Here is a 17475-nt window from a genome sequence, read left to right as displayed (position 1 = left end):
AAGATAAAGAGATGAAAATGAAAGAAAAAGATGATGATAACGAACATAATCATTAATTAACCAAAATAGTCACTTAGCATATGTTAGGTGACTTTTTGCTTAAAGGGACATATATGCAAATTATTAAATTATTATTACTGCTTGCCTTATTAGGTATAGGTGCCGCGGCTACTGTGATGTATTCGGGTTTGGTTGATGTTGCGGCTGATGAGCCTCATAGTGATTTGGTCTACTGGTTTTTAGAAGAAACCAGAGAAAACGCTATTAAAAATGCAGCTCAAGATATTGTAGTGCCTGATTTAAGTGATCCAGAATTGTTATTAACGGGTGGTTCTGACTACGAATTTATGTGTTCGAGTTGCCATTTAAAGCCTGAACAGAGTGAGAGTGACATGAGCTTAGGGTTATACCCAGCACCACCTAATTTAAATATTGCTGCTAAAAGTCATATAGGTAAAGAACACGGCGATGGCGCACAAAGCGATCGTAAAAATTTTTGGGTGATCAAACATGGTATTAAAGCGTCTGGCATGCCTTCTTGGGGTAAAACTCACGACGATGAACGTATCTGGGCAATGGTTGCTTTTATAAAACGATTACCAACTTTGACACCAGAGCAATACCAAATACTTACCGCGATAGATTAATGTCTAATTAAATTTAAAGACAAAGGGATAAGTGATGATAATAGTTTTAAGGAGTATTAACAGGACACCCAATCTAGTTTTAATAGGACGCCCAATCTAAATTGATCCTCCCTACCGATGCACTACACTGAAATAACCAAGCGACATAATCACAGGTGATTTATGGCTACGCCAAGGAAACAACAAATCAGTTTAATAGATACCCCTTATTATCATTGTGTTGCGCGTTGTGTTCGACGAGTATTAACAGGACACCCAATCTAGTTTTAATAGGACGCCCAATCTAAATTGATCCTCCCTACCGATGCACTACACTGAAATAACCAAGCGACATGATCACAGGTGATTTATGGCTACGCCAAGGAAACAACAAATCAGTTTAATAGATACCCCTTATTATCATTGTGTTTCGCGTTGTGTTCGACGCGCTTTTTTATGTGGCGAAGATGCCTTGTCAGGCCAAAGCTTTGATCACCGCAGAGAGTGGGTAGAAGAGAAGTTACACTTTCTTATCGAGGTCTTTGCGATTGACGTGTGTGCCTATGCCGTAATGAGTAATCATTATCATGTTGTGCTATTTATTGATGAGGAAAAAGCAAAGCAATGGAGCATGAGTGATGTGCTTGAGCGTTGGCACCGCTTACACAAAGGCACGTTACTCACACAGCAATACTGTCGTGGCGAAGCGTTAGCGAAACCGTTACTGGATATCGTTAAAGAAACATCTGAGGTCTATCGAAAACGGCTGATGAAAATCAGTTGGTTTATGGGCTACATTAACGAAGGTATTGCCAGAGCAGCTAATCAAGAAGACAACTGTACTGGTCGATTTTGGGAAGGACGATTTAAATCTCAAGCATTATTAGATGAAGCAGCACTTGTTGCTTGTATGGCCTATGTTGATTTAAACCCCATTCGCGCCAATATAGCCAAAACGCCCGAAAGCTCAACGCACACCAGCGTCAAGCTACGCTGTGAGCAAGCAAAAAAAAATCAACAACCCAATGCGTTACTCCCTTTTGTTGGTCACCCAATAAAAAAAATGGTTAAGGGCTTAACATTTGAGCTTACTGATTACCTACAATTAATTGAGTTAACCGGACGTTGTATCAGAGAGGATAAATACGGTTTCATCGAAGACAGCCAACCCAATATACTCAGTCGATTAAACATATCAGCTAAAAACTGGCTAATCATTACCACCCAATTTAGCAAACAGTTTCATGGTGCGGTTGGTCACGAAGATGCCTTAAGTGATTACTGCGAACATCAACAGTTAAAGCGAAGACAAAACTTAAGTCATTGCAATAAACTCTTTGCTTAAATTAACTACACTCATTCAAAACAACTATAAATCTAACCAGTCTATCCTGGAGGATGGCACTTGTTTATAAATGAGTATTTTAGGTGTTAATTGACTGAAAATGAGTTTTTGCACCATCGTATATTATCAAAAGCCCTTTTTAATGATAACGACTGACAGTATATTGAAATATCGATGTGATGTTGTTAGATTTGATTTAAATTGAGTGTCTGCTTTAGTCACTTTAAAATAGCTTACATTATAAACAGGGTCGTACTTTCAAGAATGGCTTGAGCTTTAGTAAAGTCTGTTGAAAGGTTGTCTAAAGTTGATATCGGTAATAGTTCATTAGTGACTTATTTAAGGTAGAAAAGGCGAGGGCAGAGTTCGTACTCATATGTTAAACACCGATACTATAAAGAGAGCCTGTAACAAAATCTGTTACAGGCTCTATAAAGATAATAACTGCCATGCACGACAATATCTTTATTTATGGCGCCATAACTTTAATTTTTCAAGCACCAACATTGGCTCGATTGGTTTGGTTAAATAATCATCCATACCCGCTTCTATACATTTTTCTTTGTCACCTTGCATCGCATTAGCTGTCATTGCAATAATAGGTATTGCCGTGTTTTCTACTCCAGCCTCACCTGCTCTAATTCTCTTTGTTGCTTCATAACCGTCCATTTCTGGCATTTGGCAATCCATGATCACAACCGTATAGGGTTTAATAACGGTCGCTTCTTTTAATCGATTTAAGGCGTCAACACCATTAGTCGCTAAATCTGCGGTTAAGCCGATTTTTTTTAAGACAGCTAGCGCTACCATTTGGTTTACTCGGTTATCTTCAACAAGTAGCACATGCATTTCTCTAGGCCAGTGACCTTTCATTGCACCGATATTAGGCTTTTTTATTGCTTCTAGGTCGATACTGTTATGCGCCGTTATTAATGTATCGGTATTATTTTTAATTACCGCTAAAGCATTAAATAAATTGTCGGTTGTTGCTGGTTTAGGAAAATAAGTACTACTACCCAAGTCTGCAAAGTGTTTAGCGTCGTGTTTTTCATCGATTGAGGTCATCATCACTAGTGCCATTGGGTCATAGCTTTTATTCGCTCGAATTATTTTAGTTAATGCTTCTCCATTCATCGTTGGCATTTCCATGTCCACTAATGCCAGATCAAATATCTTTGAATTTGATGAAGAAAAACACTCATCACAATGAAATAAAGCTTCCTTAGCACTTTTAGCTTCAGTGACGTTTATCCCCCAACACTCTAATTGTCTGCGTAACACCTCACGGCTAGTTCTGTTATCATCGACAATTAAAATATTTAACCTTAAGCCTGCTATCGGTGGCACTACTGGGGTCGATAATTCACTTTCTTGTACTAAACAAGATACTTTAAAACAGCTGCCATGGCCTATCTTACTTGATACCGTTACATCACCATTAAGTAGCTTACATAATTTTTTTGTTATACTTAACCCTAACCCGGTACCGCCATATTTTCTGGTTGTGGAAGCGTCAACTTGGCTAAATGAGCCAAACAATAAAAATATTTTTTCTGCTGGAATACCAATGCCAGTATCTTGAATTTCACAACTAAATATAAAGTGATGATCTTTTTCGGCAGGTTCGAGTTTAGCTTTAATAACTATCTGACCTTGATCGGTAAATTTTATGGCATTACTTAAAATATTGGTGAGGATTTGTCGTATTCGTCCCGGATCTGATTTAATGAAAGAGCAGGGAATACCTGTTAAATCGAGTATTATTTCAACGCCTTTTCTTTGCGCGGCAAGTGAAATAGATTCAGCAAGCTCTGCCACTAAATTACGTAAATTAAAATCTATATACTCAAGTTCTATTTTACCCGCTTCAATCTTTGAAAGATCAAGAATATCATTAATAAGTGTCAATAATGCATGGGCACTGGTATTGGCTATGCTTACGTTTTGGGCTTGTTCTTTCGTTAGGTCACTATCCATGAGTAACCCCAGCATGCCTAAAACCCCGTTCATTGGTGTTCTTATTTCGTGACTCATATTAGCTAAAAATTCTGATTTAAGTTGTGTTGCTTCTTCAGATTTTTTTAATGCTGTAATTAAATCTTTAGCCTGCGTCTTTAGCGAAGCTGTTTTCTCAGTCACTTGCTCTTCAAGTGTTAAAACAAATTGCTTTTGTCTGTCTATTTCTGTCTGCTGTAAACGCGTTCTTAAATAAATGGTAATAAATACGACCATTAAGGTTAATAATACATATAAACTGTATGCCCACCAGGTTTTCCAAGGCGGTGGTGATATATACAAGTTGATCGACAGTAATTTCTTCCCCCACTCACCACTGCTATTTGTCGCTTTGACAAGCAGTTTATATGTACCTCCATCTAGATTAGTAAATGAAGCAATATTTCTATTACCGACTTCAATCCAATTATCATCATAGCCTTCAAGTTTATAAGCATATTTGTTTTTGTTAGGTGAAATAAAATCTAAAACAGAGAACTCAAAAGAGAAAAAGTAGTCATGATAAGTCAGTTCAATATCAGTGACATAAGAATAAGGTCTATCAAGCTTTATCGGCTGACCCATTTTATTAAAACCGGTTAAAACAATATTGAATTCGTCATTGGTTGTTTCTATATCTAAAGCACTAAAATACTCGATGCCGCGTTGGCTACTGGTGAAAAATGTCTCATTTGCACCTTTTACTAGGCTATTTGGATAATAATTCATTCCTAATAAGCCATTATAGCTGTCAAAATTAGTCACTTCTCCTGATAAAGGGTCTAATCTTGAGATCCCCTTATTGGTCGTCAGCCATAAATGACCACTTTTATCATCAGCAATTGCACGGATTAAAGAGGTCGGTAATCCATTGTTTTTATCAAAATGTTTAAAGGTTTTTGTTTCTGGAAGATATAAGTTGAGTCCTTTTTGCGTAGCAATCCAAACGTTGCCATTTCCACTTTGATGGATATCCTGTACGATATTTCCTAATAAACTATCAGATTTTTTTTTATTACTTTGAAATGAAATGAACTTTTGTTCGTCTGCTTGCCAAAGATTTACACCGTTACCGGTTCCAACCCACATATTTTGTTTACTATCTTTAAATATTTTTAAAACTTCGGGATGAGATAATCCCAAAGATTCATTTAAATGAGTAAAGGTTTTAGTCGAAGGGTTATAGCGATAGACACCATTTTTATAAGTGCCAATCCAAAGGTACCCATATTGGTCCATGTTAAGGGCTCGTAACTCTCTGAACTCTTTATGGTTTGGATCTGTTTTAGGGTAGGTTAATAACTCAAGGTGTTGAGTGTCTAAGTTGAATTTAGCTAAACCTTCATCTTGTGCAACCCATAGACTGTTATTATCATCAAGAAATATAATTGGATTTTCTAATAGTCTATTAGCGCCATAGCCATTCTCATCACTAAAGATCGGTGCTGATAATGTGGCTAGTTTTTGTGATGATACCTGCCACTTATATAACTGCGATGACGAAGATACAATGACAAGATCACCATTAGCATCTGTTGCTATTCCATTTGGAGCGGTCAGTTCAGGGCTATTAATCGATTTAAATTTACGATGTGGTACTAACTTATATATGCCGTGAGTCTCGCTAGTGACCCAGATGGTTCTAGAGCTATCTTCGAAAATTATTCTCAGACCCTTATTATTGCCAAGGTCAAATTGTTCAATCTGAGGACCTGTGTTTGATTGTCGAAACAAGCCTTTGCTGGTGACAAACCAGACATAACCCTCTTGGTCTTCAATCATAGAATTCACTTGATCTAAATATTGATTATCAAGTGTTTTTAATCGTGTAAAAAGACCATTTTCTTTATCGAAGGAAAATGGACCTTGTTGAGTACCTACATAAAGCTTGTCTTTTGACGTTTTTAAAATACTGCGTATTTCATTTGCGCCTGTTGGTGTTTTATTTTCTGGAGCAGGGAAAAAATGAGAAAAGGTTTGCTTAGTTTTGTCATATAAATTTAAACCATAGCTAGTTGCAACCCAGAGACTATTGCTATTGTTGTTTTCAATATCCCATATTCTATTATGAGATAAACTTGATGGTGAATCATCAGTTTTTGTAATATGTTCAAAGCTATTATTACCTAGATATCGACTAAGCCCTTTATCATATGAACCTAACCAAATATTGTCCTCTTGGTCATGAAATAAGGATTGAATTCGATTAGATGAAATAGAAGCAAGGCGAAGCGGATCATGAATGAAATTACTAAAGCTTCCTGTTTTTGGTTCATATAGGCTAGCGCCTCCTCCCCAAGTGCCAATCCATATATTTCCGGTGTGGTCCAACATCAGGTTTCCAGCATCATTATGCGATAAACCGTTTGAACTCATACTATCAAATTGAAACAGGGTTGTTTTTCGACCATCATAGCGCATAACGCCATTTTCAGCGGTACCAAACCAAAGTAAGCCTTGATTATCCTGAATAATTGAATATATCTCAGAAGAAATAAAGCCATCTTCCTCGGTCAGCACTTTAACCGAGTATTCATTAATGAGCTTTGAAGTCGATTCATTACTATAAGCTGGAGCAATCGTTCCAATAAATAGGAAAAAAAAGCAGATAACGTGATTAACAAGCGATAAATTATATTTCATAAATATTAAGATTATCAAATCCAAGTAAGGTCAACAAAAAGTACAAAAAATCTTATTTAATTTAATAGGTTATATCCTTGCTAAAAGCGGATAAACCTAATTAAGGCACAAGCTTAGTTTTATTTACTCATGCATCGCCCCTGCAATGTAAGCCAAAAGCTTATCATCTAGTATGCTACTTTAGCTGTAATATTTATATAAAATTTTTGTCAATATTTAGTTGATTAAATAAAACTAAAGGCTGGTTGGGTCTTTTACTTAGGTTACCCAAGTGTATCATTTTATTTTAGGGGAAAAGTTTTAGGCCCAGGAAGTATTCACTTTTGTCTACTAAACGTTAACGGAGACTTTAGTAATACAATGATATTTATAATACTAAGGTCTACAGTGCATATTGTTTGATAATCATGTATTAATATAGTTATTAAAGACAAATTATCTATCTTTTATGTCTAATATCAATAAGGTAATATTATAGTGAGTCGTCATATGGAAAATAAATTACAGAAATCAGTGCTTGTTTCATTAGTCATTACCATAATAATCACTTTAATTACGTATGCTAGCCACAAAGCTTTTTCATCAGTATTGCTCGCTTCACTGAGTGTAGCAGTCGTTAGTTTTTTTGCTGTGTTTTTCGGTGTAAGTCGCTGCTATAAAAATATAAATAAAAACGAAACAAAAAAGCAACGTGATAATTTAACAACAGAATCTCTTGCCAATATTGGTCAATCTATCGGTAATACCGCCAGTGAGTTAGCGATTAATTCTGCAGAGGTCAGTTTCTTTTTAAACCAATTGGCCCAAGCGATAGAAATATCAAGTGAAGATGTCGACCGATTAGCGACTGCAGCGGAAGAAATGTCGGCTAACAGTAAGCAAATAAACGAAAATTCCTCATTAGCCTCAGAGCAAGCGAGTCTAGCAATGACCGCTAGCAGCTCAAGTTCAGCAAAGTTAAGCCACAACATTGATACCGTCAATGAGCTTCATCATGCGGTTAGTACCGCCACAAAAAAAATTGAATCACTGGCCAGCAAAACACAGCAAATACAGAGTATTACTGATGTAATAGATGGCATATCAAGCCAAACAAACTTACTGGCTTTAAATGCGGCGATAGAAGCTGCTCGCGCAGGCGAACAAGGTCGCGGTTTTGCTGTTGTTGCCGATGAAGTCAGAGCGCTGGCAGGAAAAACTGCTGATGCTACTCGAAAAATAGGTGACATGCTTAAACAAATTAGTGACGAAACAACTGAAACAACCCAAGTAATAGCGGAAATTGTTGAAAAAACTGATAGTGTTGTCGTCACCATGACTGATTTATCACAAGGTTTCAAAGACATTGATCAGCTTATGGCTGATTCATCGGGCGCGAGTGATCAAATAAGTCACGCTTTAAAAGAACAAGATTTAGCCGCTAATGAAATTTCAACCGCTATTATAAATTTACATGACTTTTTAGTGGATAAAAGCCACGAAACGAAGTCTGTATCAAAACAAGCGACAACATTATCCAATGGCACCGAATCGATATTTGTACATATCTCTAATTTTTCTAGTGATACTCTAATAAGTAATATGTGTAATCAGGCGCAGTATACAGCCAGTAAAATTGGTCAGTTATTTGAAAAAAGCATTAAAAACAATGAGATAACAGAGCTACAGTTATTTGATTTTAATTATAAACCTTTGGGACTTACCGAGCCGAAAAAATTTACCACCAGTTTTGATAAATTCACAGACCAACATTTACCTGCTATTCAAGAGCCTTTATTAGTAGAATTCTCTAACATGATTTATGCAGGCGCTGTTGATATTAATGGTTATTTTCCTACGCATAACAAATGTTTTTCAAAGCCGCTAACCGGTAATCAGGCAATAGATGCTATTAATAATCGCACTAAACGTTTATTTAATGACCCTACAGGTATTCGCTGTGGAAAACACACAGATAAATTTTTATTACAAACCTATAAACGCGATACAGGGGAAATAATGCATGATGTTTCCGCACCCATTTTTGTTAATGGCAAACATTGGGGAGGTTTTAGAATTGGCTTTAAAGCAGGTTAATATAGTAAGTCTTATAAATAAAGGAGCAGGTCTTTATTTACCACTGCCTGCCTGATCTGAGTTGAAATAATATTGACCCGCAACAACCTAGATTAACCCTTAAATTTTATCTAGATAAAATAAACAATTGTATTTACCGAAATCGGCGAAAAGCCCCACCGCTTGCGGTGAGGGATGGATAGCCGAGATTGCATAGCAATCTAATGCGGCCTATCTTGCTGCTCGATGTATTGCTTAAGAATCTCTATCGGCGCTCCGCCGACAGAGCATGCATAATAACCAGAGCTCCAAAGTGCATTCTTCCTCCAAGCTACCTGATTTAACTGCGGAAACCACAACTTCATCTCTCGACCTGTAATACTTTTTAAAACATTAACTAATCGTGAAATTGAAATAGAAGGCAGGTAAGAGATAATCATGTGAACATGATCTGACTCCCCATTAAACTCAACCAATTCTGACTTTAGTTTTAAACATTCTCTTTTTATTATAAAGTCCATTTTATATAACATCTCGCTCGTAAACTTCCGCTCACGATATTTAGTAACAAATATAATGTGAGCTTGAATTAAATACGAAGAATGAGCGCTCTTTTTATATTTCATACAGACACTTATTGACACTGGTAATTTATACAGTATAGTCGTCATTATGAGTTTAACCAGTGTTTCGAAATTTAATATCGGTCAGACAACACCTTTGCAAACAGAGTTGCGAAGAGAGTCAGCTCGCCTTTGGAACGATATGGTTAAACTGCACAAATTCATCCGAAAACGCCGATGGAAGTGGCCTTTTAGAGGTGATTTTGAAAAGCACTTTAAAAGTAAGTACCGACTTCATAGCCAGACAAACCAGGCGCTTATTAAAAAGTTCTTTGCTAACATCGAAACAACCTCAGAGAATCGAAAAGCTGGCGATAAAAAAGCTCGTTATCCGTACCGTGACAGGAAGCACTTCCAGGTAGTAATGTACAAGGCTTCGGCGATAAAAAGAAAAGGTAACCGCGTCATTCTTTCAAACGGACTTGGAGTTAAAAAACTCATCGTTCGCATTCCAAAAGATATACCCATTGGTAAAATCACAGGGGCGGAGCTTAGTTTTCGGGAGCTTAGGCTCACGATAAAGCAAGATATCAAAACCATTAAGTCAGCTGGCAGCAACGTAGTTGCTGCTGACTTAGGTGTAATTCATCTTGCAGCGATGACCGATGGCGAAACGTCGGAGATCATAGTTGGTCGCGGTCTTCGCTCGTTAATTCAGTATAGAAACAAGAAGCTCGCTGAATTCTCAAGACTGCTTTCAAAATGCAAGAAAGGGTCTAGACGGAGCCGAAAATTGCGAGTATCAAAAGCTAAAATGCTGTTCAGAAATGACAATCAGCAGCGCAATCTTCTCCATCATGCATCCAAGCAAATGATTGATTATTGCGTGAAACAACAAGCAGGTATGCTTGTTGTGGGCGATTGCATCAATATGAGTAAGAACGCTCGAAAAAAGAAGAAAGGCTCAAGACGTTCAAATCAAATGAACAGCAACAATCCCCTTGGGCAGCTACTCACCTATCTTAAATACAAAGGTAAATTCCAAGGTGTAGAGCTTGATAAAATAGGAGAGCAGTACACCACTCAGACTTGCCCGAAATGCGGTCATAGACACAAACCTTCGGGGCGCAATTACCAGTGTAAAAATCCAGAATGTGATTTCATTGGAGTGCGGGATTTGGTCGGTTCGGCCAACATTAAAAATAAATTCGAGAACGGTAGAATAGAAAAAGGATACCTTCTCCCGCCACTTGTGGCAAAGTATCGCAGACCTGTAAAAGTCCCTGTAATAAGGCTGAACTGCGTAGTCCATCTGACAGATGGCATGTTGCTTGATAACACCCTTGATGCGGCTCAGGCACTTTCGAGTGCAGGTGGTAAAACACCGTCTGAGCTATTTCACGTGGCCTGATCAAGAATCCTCACCGCTTGCGTTGCAGGAGCTGTCAAGATGCCTTATCCATAGAGCTAATGAATGTTTAGATTTAACTAGTTTTGAACGAGATAATGTCTAAGCGAAGGTTGCATAGCCATTACTCTCTACTTTTAGCTACTTTCGAATATGTTCAGCCTAAGAGAAGAAGCGTTTAGTCTGTATTTTTCAATCAAAAGTTAGCCGTTAAAATTAATATCACCTTAAATCAGCGCAAAGCATCAGGTAAGCATTGCTGTTAATCTCCTCGGTTTGTCTAAAACTAACGTTAATGAATACTCCATAGTGGATGCTTTTTTTATTATTGTTAACCTTGTCAACATCTAGTATTTACTTAATTAATCGTTAAATCTATCACATGTCGTTTTTAATAAAGGGCGACGATATCGTTTTCTTTGAAGTATTTTTTATTGGAAATTAAAGTCAGCTTATCTGCACTATCTTTAACGAAGTCACATTCTACCTCCTTAGAAAAACAGCCGGAATCTAACGATATTAAACATTAAATAGTAGGGGGGCACGCTAAGAAATTGAGTGGTTATAAGGTAATTATTGACTGAAAATAGAAAGCAACATAATATTTATTTTATTCAATAAACGTGAATAACCTTTAATAGGTTCTGCTCAAAGTGATTAATTGCGAAGAACATCGTTGTAAATTATCAATAGCTGCTATTGTGACGAGAATAGTTTTTAGCGATGATAGTCACAAGTCCAAACACAATAACCGTCAGTTTTGATTTTTTAGATTAATCTTATCGATTGATTTTAGCGGAGATTTTTTATCTCTCTTTATAATGTTTTAGCAAGGAACCCCTATGATTTCTATCAACCTTAATGGCCGCGAACAATTATTTGATGTCGAAGACGATATGCCATTGCTTTGGTTGATCCGTGAAGAAGCCGGTCTTCGCGGCACTAAGTTTGGCTGTGGTATAGCACAATGTGGTGCTTGCACGGTTCATGTTGACAATCAGGCCGTTCGCTCTTGTATGTATCCGGCGGTTGCAGCCCAAGGTAAGCAAGTGAATACAGTTGAAACTTTAGGCTCAAAAGAGGCTCCGCACGCTTTACAGGCTGCTTGGATTAAACACCAAGTTCCTCAGTGTGGCTATTGTCAGTCAGGAATGATGATGGCAGCAGCGGCATTATTAGCGAGTACTCCTAATCCAAGTTCTGACGATATCGATACTGCAATGACCAATATCTGTCGATGCGGAACTTACAGTCGAGTTAAAGCTGCCATTCTTGATGTAGCAAAGGAGATGTCTTTATGAGTCTTACTCGTCGGATGTTCGTTTTTGGTGGTGCAGCGATTGGCGGCGGATTAGCGCTAGGGGTTATTGGTTTAGGAACACATTTGGCCATGCATGATCGCCTTGGTGTGCAGCGAGATGGCAACACCAGAGATACCTTGCTCAACTTGTGGCTTCGTATTAACAAAGACAATACCGTTACACTACTTTCTCCGCATACCGAACTTGGTCAAGGTGCCGGTACTGGTTTAACCCAAATAGTGGCCGATGAACTTGACTTGAATTGGCCGCAAATCAAATTAGAGCTTGCGCCTGCGACCACTGCATTTTCCAATGGTGGCGTTTTTGAAGGCTTTGTTAGTGAAATGATTGGTAAGCCACCAGTCTGGGCAGAGCATATTGCTAGTAATGCTTTCAACCGTCTAGCCGACTTACTTAATATGCAAATGACTGGGGGTAGCGCCTCTATTCGTTTTACTGGCTGGCAAGTTATGCGTGAAGCAGCCGCAGCTGCACGTCAAATGCTGATTAACGCAGCCATCGATAAATACGGCGCAAGTACTAATACGACTACCGATGCTGGATATGTTGTTGATGGCGACAACCGCTGGAGTTATGGCGAACTGGTTGAGCATGCGGCAACTTTAGACGTTCCTGAAAACTACACACTTCGTGCAAAAGGTGATCGTAAGTTTATTGGTAAGGCAATGCCTCGTCATGATTTACCCGACAAAATATTTCTTGAAACACAATACGGTATCGATCGCCATGTGGAAGGGATGCGCTATGCAGCTATTGCACACAGCGGTGTCTTTGGCGCTAATGTCGCCACTATTGATAACTTAGCTGAAATTACCTCGATGCGGGGTGTGCTGGGTGTTGAAAATATGGGGCTATCCGTTGCTGTTATCGCTAATAATCCTTGGCGAGCAGAGCAAGCGATAAAAGCCTTAAAAATTACGGCAGCATCCCATAAAAATAGTGATTTAAGTTCAGCAAGTATTGAAAACTTTCAACGTGAGAGTTTACAAGGAGAATTAAGTGATGCCCACAATATTGGCGATGTAGCGTCTGTGTTAGGCGGTAGCGGTGAAACAGTTGAAGCTGAATTTTGGGTGCCTTATTTAGCACATGCTACTATGGAACCGATGAATGCGAGCGCTTGGCTAGAAGGCGATAAGCTTCATGTTGCTGCGGGTGTGCAAAATCCACTTTACGCTCGTGTTCATGCGGCAAAAGTCGCTAATATGGACGTAGAAGATGTTGTTTTTCATGCTCATTCAATGGGAGGAGGCTTTGGTCGTCGTGTCGGTTTTAGCATGAGTGAAGACAATCCAATAATGTGGATTGATGAAGTCGTCACTTTAGTAAAAAAATACAAGTTTCCTATTAAACTCACTTGGTCACGTGAGGCAGACACGAGACAAGATGTTTATCGACCGGCAGTTCTGGCAAAATTTTCAGCACAGCTTGACGAAAACGCTAAACCACGTTACTGGCTATCGGCAAGCTATGGCAGCGAAGGTGGTGCGCCAGCCTCTATGCCACCTTATAATGTTGATAATATTAAGGTGCAGTTTGCTAATCATCCTTCTCCTGTGCCTATTGGTTTTTGGCGTAGTGTCGAAAATAGCCAACATGCATTTTTCAACGAGAGTTTCATTGATATATTGGCTGAAAAAGCACAGGTTGACCCCATTAAATATCGATTAGCATTGCTCGATAATAACGACGATCATGCAAAATGCTTAAAGGAAGTGGCGCAGCTGTGTAATTGGCAATACGGTGTTAGCTCTGACGGTAAAGCGATGGGCGTTGCGGTACAAAAAAGTTTTGGCACTATGGTTGCTACCGTTGCTGAAGTTTCACTGCAAAATAACCAAGCGCGTGTTCATCGTGTTTGGATAGTGACTGACAGTGGCGTGGTGGTCAACCCAGACTCAGCAATCGCTCAAGTTGAAGGTGGTGTGCTCTTTGGACTAACGGCGGCACTTTATGGGCGTTGTGATATTGAAAGTGGTGGTGTTAAACAAAGCAATTTTCATGATTACCCTATTATTAAAATGGCTGAAGCGCCGATTGTTCAGGTGAAATTGCTTGAAAGTACTAATGAACCCGGTGGTTTGGGTGAGGTTGGCGTACCGACTATTGCCCCAGCAGTTGCAAATGCATTGGCGGTCTTAGGTAAAAGACCAATGCGTTTACCGATTAATGCTTAATATGATAGCCAAAGTATAATGACCTTAATTAAAAACCAGCCTTGTGGCTGGTTTTTAATTAAGAATGGCGCTTAGCAAAAATACTTAACAGAAGAACATTAATAATAAGTGTCTGTGCTTAGTTTATTTAAGGATAAACTCACGCTTAATAATATCTGAGCTCTCGCACCTTGCCCCAAAATACCCGATAAGAAAAGGCGGTATAACTAAATATAACCGGTACCACAATGAAGGTTCCCCATAAGAGAAAACTCAAAGATTCAGGTGCTGCGGCTGTTTCCCAAATAGTCAGCTTGTTAGGCACTATGTACGGAAAAAAACTAAAGGCTAAACCAAAAAAACATAGAGTGAAGATAATCACTGCCGCGACAAAAGGTCGCCAACAGCCTTTGTCATTTATTTTAGGTAGTCGCTTTAGTTGTATTAAGCTAAAAATAAATAACGCAAAGCAAATAGCGGGTAAGGTTAATATCAATAAAGTGTTTGGCCAAGCAAACCATTTTTCATAGACACCTGGGTTAATTAATGGATTAACAAAGGAGACAGCTATAATACCAAGGAAACAAATTAGTCCTGATTTTTTTGCCCAAGCTACCGCTTGTATTTGTAGTTCACCTTCAGTTTTCATAATTAACCAACAAGCACCTATATAGCTATAAGCGGCCGCAACACCAAAGGCACTCAGTAAACTAAAACAATAAGCGGCTACAGTGCTTTCAAAGCCCATAACATACATACCTAACATGTAACCTTGGCTTAAAGCAGCGAGTAACGAGCCTATTTTAAAGACTTTATTCCACGTAGGCTTATGACCAAAGGCCGCCTTAGCACGAAAATCAAAAGCTACACCACGAAGCACTAAACTAATTAATAATACCGCGGTGGGTAAATAGAGCTCTTTAAATATATAACTGTGCGCCGCAGGAAAGGCTATCAACAATAAACCAATCGCTAAGACTAGCCAAGTTTCGTTAGCGTCCCAAAAAGGGCCTATTGAAGCTATCATCGTATCTGCATTATCTGTTTGATCGAGCGGTAGCATAATGCCAACACCTAAATCGTAGCCATCTAAAATGGCATAAAGTAAGATTGAAAGACCCATTAATGAGACAAAAATTAGCGCTAAGGTATTTTCTTCAAACATAACTTATCCCTCGATTGATTTACTAGGTGTGTGAATAACAGGTTTTACTTGTTCATCGATACTGAATTCTTCAAGTTCAATCGCTCGTCCTGCCATCGTAAATAGGGTGTGTAGGTAGGCAACCATAATGACAACATATAAAGTCAAATAAAGTGTAAGTGTAATTCCTACATTTGCTGGTGCTATATCTGTCGCTGCATCTTTTACCGTTAAAATCCCTGTCACTAGCCAAGGTTGTCGGCCAATCTCAGTGACATACCAGCCCGCTAATGTGGCGACCCAACCCGAGAAGCTCATCGCAACCAGTACTTTTAATAGCCAAGGGGGCAATTGTTTTTTACGCCACAATTGAAAACGACTAAACCAAGCGACAATAAACATGAAGAGACCTAAAGCCACCATGATTCTAAAAGCAAAGAACACCGGCGCAACAGGGGGATGGTTACCTTCAAATTCGTTTAGCCCCTTTATTTCGCCATCAAAATCGTGTGTCAAAATAAAGCTGGCCATTTTAGGAACGGCTATTTCAAAATGATTGGTTTTTTGCTCTTCATCAGGAAGTGCAAATAACAACAGCGGTGCTCCTTTTTCGGTATGCCAAATACCTTCCATGGCAGCAATTTTTTGTGGTTGATGTTCTAAGGTATTTAACCCATGCATATCACCTAACAATATCTGTACTGGTGCCAGCACCGCAGCGACTGTTAACGCTATTTTTAGCGTTAATTGTGGCGCTTTTTTGTTATCACCCTTGAGTAGGCGATAGGCACTTATACCCGCAACTAAAAATGCTGCCGTTAAACCAGAGGCAACCAGCATATGAGACAATTTGTAAGGGAATGATGGGTTGAAAATAATAGCAAACCAGTCAACGGGGAATGCGACACCATCGCGCATCTCATGACCTTGAGGCGTTTGCATCCAAGAGTTAAGTGCTAGGATCCAAAATGACGATAAACTGGTACCAAAAGCGACAATTAACGTTGATAATGTATGTACTCGAGCCGAAACTCGATTCATACCAAATAACATAATGCCTAAAAAACCAGCCTCTAGAAAGAAAGCAGTGAGTACTTCATAACCCAATAATGGTCCCGCTATATTACCGACTGTTTCCATAAATTTTGGCCAGTTAGTGCCAAATTGAAACGACATAGTAATACCGGTAACCACACCTATTGCGAAGGTAAGGGCAAAAATTTTGACCCAAAAACGGTAGGCCCGCATCCAGATAGGATCATTGGTTTGGTCAAAGCGTAATTTGAAATAAAACAAAAACCAGCTCAGTGCGATGGTTATTGTTGGAAACAGGATATGAAAGCTAATATTAGCGGCAAACTGGATGCGTGAAAGCATTAAGGTTTCTAACATGATTTACTCCATAAACCCTAGAAAACACGAGTATCATCAACGGGTTTAACGTTTAAAGTGACAATTTTTTATAACATTAATGTGCTAGCTTTAAAAAAGTCAAAGTGACAATTTAGTTTTTATTTAAAAGTTTATCTTTTATATCAATAACTTTACTGACACCGGCACCAAGTTTCATTAATGTATTAAGTTTTTCTGGGCTCATGCTTTGTAGTTCTGCCGCCCAATGGGTAATCGTTTCAAGTAGGTCATGCATCTCATGCATTTTTTGCTGTGCATATTGTTCTTGAGGGTTAGCGGGTTCATCTAAAAGATTATCGCGTAATAGTGACAGGGTAGGGTCAACCTCACGTTTGCGACGTTCTTCAAAGACACGTATTGCCATTTCCCAAATAGACCCAGCCGGTGAGTAATATTCTTTGCGATCTTTGGGTTTATGTTGTACTTGAACTAAGCGCCAAGACTGTAATTCTTTAATACCCATACTGACATTACCGCGAGAAATGTTGAGGGCTTCTGATATTTGTAGCGCAGTGAGTGAATCATTGTGAATAATTAATAAACCATACATTTGACCTACGGTGCGGTTAAAGCCCCAGCGACTGCCCATTTCACCACAGTGCATAACGAACGATTCGATTTTAGCTGTCATAATCATAATTAAGTCTTCTGAACTTTCAGTAATTTCTGAAAGTTTAAACCTTTGTTGATTTAGATCAAGTGTTATTTTGAATATTATGGCTTTTTTTTGATTATTGAGTGAGGTACTCAGCTCGTGATAAAGCAAGGTGTTGTTAAGTGAGGTACCGACAGAAAAATGGGGAAA

Annotated in this window: 11 protein-coding genes; 6 read left to right on the top strand and 5 right to left on the bottom strand. The window is 38.7% G+C overall.

The genetic code is table 11. The features are described 5' to 3' along the window. Positions 1-113 precede the first annotated feature (113 nt). Together H4J76_RS16525 and H4J76_RS16520 are read left to right on the top strand one after the other, a co-directional pair. A complete protein-coding gene (locus H4J76_RS16525) occupies positions 114-647 on the top strand; it encodes a cytochrome c (RefSeq protein WP_182216199.1) in 534 nt (177 codons plus the stop codon). A gap of 349 nt (positions 648-996) precedes the next feature. After that, complete coding sequence (locus tag H4J76_RS16520; protein WP_182216201.1) at positions 997-1971, top strand: transposase; 975 nt, start codon at positions 997-999, stop codon at positions 1969-1971. A 465-nt stretch (positions 1972-2436) separates the two neighbouring features. On the opposite strand, the gene H4J76_RS16515 is transcribed toward H4J76_RS16520, so the two are convergent. Continuing rightward, positions 2437-6609, bottom strand: coding sequence for a hybrid sensor histidine kinase/response regulator (locus tag H4J76_RS16515; protein WP_182216203.1), 4173 nt, complete (start codon positions 6607-6609; stop codon positions 2437-2439). Between the two features lie 489 nt (positions 6610-7098). Here H4J76_RS16515 and H4J76_RS16510 point away from each other — a divergent pair, with 489 nt between their 5' ends. After that, the gene (locus H4J76_RS16510) at positions 7099-8685 is read left to right on the top strand and encodes a methyl-accepting chemotaxis protein (protein ID WP_182216205.1); all 1587 of its coding nucleotides are present in this window, start codon (positions 7099-7101) and stop codon (positions 8683-8685) included. Between the two features lie 200 nt (positions 8686-8885). On the opposite strand, the gene tnpA is transcribed toward H4J76_RS16510, so the two are convergent. Then, a complete protein-coding gene (gene tnpA / locus H4J76_RS16505) occupies positions 8886-9290 on the bottom strand; it encodes an IS200/IS605 family transposase (protein ID WP_182216207.1) in 405 nt (134 codons plus the stop codon). A 46-nt stretch (positions 9291-9336) separates the two neighbouring features. Between tnpA and H4J76_RS16500 the strand changes: the two genes are divergently transcribed. From H4J76_RS16500 to H4J76_RS16490, 3 genes are all read left to right on the top strand, one after another. Then, entirely contained in the window at positions 9337-10638 is a 1302-nt protein-coding gene (locus H4J76_RS16500; RefSeq protein ID WP_182216209.1) for an RNA-guided endonuclease TnpB family protein, read from the top strand. A gap of 839 nt (positions 10639-11477) precedes the next feature. Beyond that, positions 11478-11936: a (2Fe-2S)-binding protein gene (locus H4J76_RS16495; RefSeq protein WP_182216211.1), complete on the top strand. Its 459-nt coding sequence runs from the start codon at positions 11478-11480 to the stop codon at positions 11934-11936. Then, positions 11933-14134: a xanthine dehydrogenase family protein molybdopterin-binding subunit gene (locus tag H4J76_RS16490; protein WP_182216213.1), complete on the top strand. Its 2202-nt coding sequence runs from the start codon at positions 11933-11935 to the stop codon at positions 14132-14134. The genes H4J76_RS16495 and H4J76_RS16490 overlap by 4 nt, the downstream gene beginning before the upstream one ends. 145 nt (positions 14135-14279) lie before the next feature. Here H4J76_RS16490 and H4J76_RS16485 read toward each other — a convergent pair whose 3' ends face one another. The 3 genes from H4J76_RS16485 to H4J76_RS16475 all read right to left on the bottom strand — a co-directional run bounded on the left by H4J76_RS16485 (position 14280) and on the right by H4J76_RS16475 (position 17307). Next, positions 14280-15278 (bottom strand): cytochrome d ubiquinol oxidase subunit II, encoded by a 999-nt coding sequence (locus tag H4J76_RS16485; RefSeq protein WP_182216215.1) that lies wholly within the window; start codon positions 15276-15278, stop codon positions 14280-14282. Positions 15279-15281: 3 nt separating this feature from the next. Then, positions 15282-16649, bottom strand: a complete 1368-nt coding sequence (locus H4J76_RS16480) for a cytochrome ubiquinol oxidase subunit I (protein ID WP_182216216.1) — start codon at positions 16647-16649, stop codon at positions 15282-15284. A gap of 112 nt (positions 16650-16761) precedes the next feature. Beyond that, complete coding sequence (locus tag H4J76_RS16475; protein WP_182175603.1) at positions 16762-17307, bottom strand: GbsR/MarR family transcriptional regulator; 546 nt, start codon at positions 17305-17307, stop codon at positions 16762-16764. Between the last annotated feature and the right edge of the window lie 168 nt (positions 17308-17475).

This window comes from Colwellia sp. BRX9-1 (genome assembly GCF_014077195.1).
Taxonomy (GTDB): domain Bacteria; phylum Pseudomonadota; class Gammaproteobacteria; order Enterobacterales; family Alteromonadaceae; genus Colwellia_A.
Note: the sequence above shows the minus strand (reverse complement) of the source record. Positions and strands in the feature narration are given on the sequence as shown.

Coding starts and splice junctions, on each gene's coding strand:
- H4J76_RS16510 (WP_182216205.1), top strand. CDS start 7,099: ATGGAAAATAAATTACAGAAATCAGTGCTTGTTTCATTAGTCATTACC.
- H4J76_RS16515 (WP_182216203.1), bottom strand. CDS start 6,609: ATGAAATATAATTTATCGCTTGTTAATCACGTTATCTGCTTTTTTTTC.
- tnpA (WP_182216207.1), bottom strand. CDS start 9,290: ATGAAATATAAAAAGAGCGCTCATTCTTCGTATTTAATTCAAGCTCAC.
- H4J76_RS16475 (WP_182175603.1), bottom strand. CDS start 17,307: ATGATTATGACAGCTAAAATCGAATCGTTCGTTATGCACTGTGGTGAA.
- H4J76_RS16525 (WP_182216199.1), top strand. CDS start 114: ATGCAAATTATTAAATTATTATTACTGCTTGCCTTATTAGGTATAGGT.
- H4J76_RS16520 (WP_182216201.1), top strand. CDS start 997: ATGGCTACGCCAAGGAAACAACAAATCAGTTTAATAGATACCCCTTAT.
- H4J76_RS16490 (WP_182216213.1), top strand. CDS start 11,933: ATGAGTCTTACTCGTCGGATGTTCGTTTTTGGTGGTGCAGCGATTGGC.
- H4J76_RS16485 (WP_182216215.1), bottom strand. CDS start 15,278: ATGTTTGAAGAAAATACCTTAGCGCTAATTTTTGTCTCATTAATGGGT.
- H4J76_RS16500 (WP_182216209.1), top strand. CDS start 9,337: ATGAGTTTAACCAGTGTTTCGAAATTTAATATCGGTCAGACAACACCT.
- H4J76_RS16495 (WP_182216211.1), top strand. CDS start 11,478: ATGATTTCTATCAACCTTAATGGCCGCGAACAATTATTTGATGTCGAA.
- H4J76_RS16480 (WP_182216216.1), bottom strand. CDS start 16,649: ATGTTAGAAACCTTAATGCTTTCACGCATCCAGTTTGCCGCTAATATT.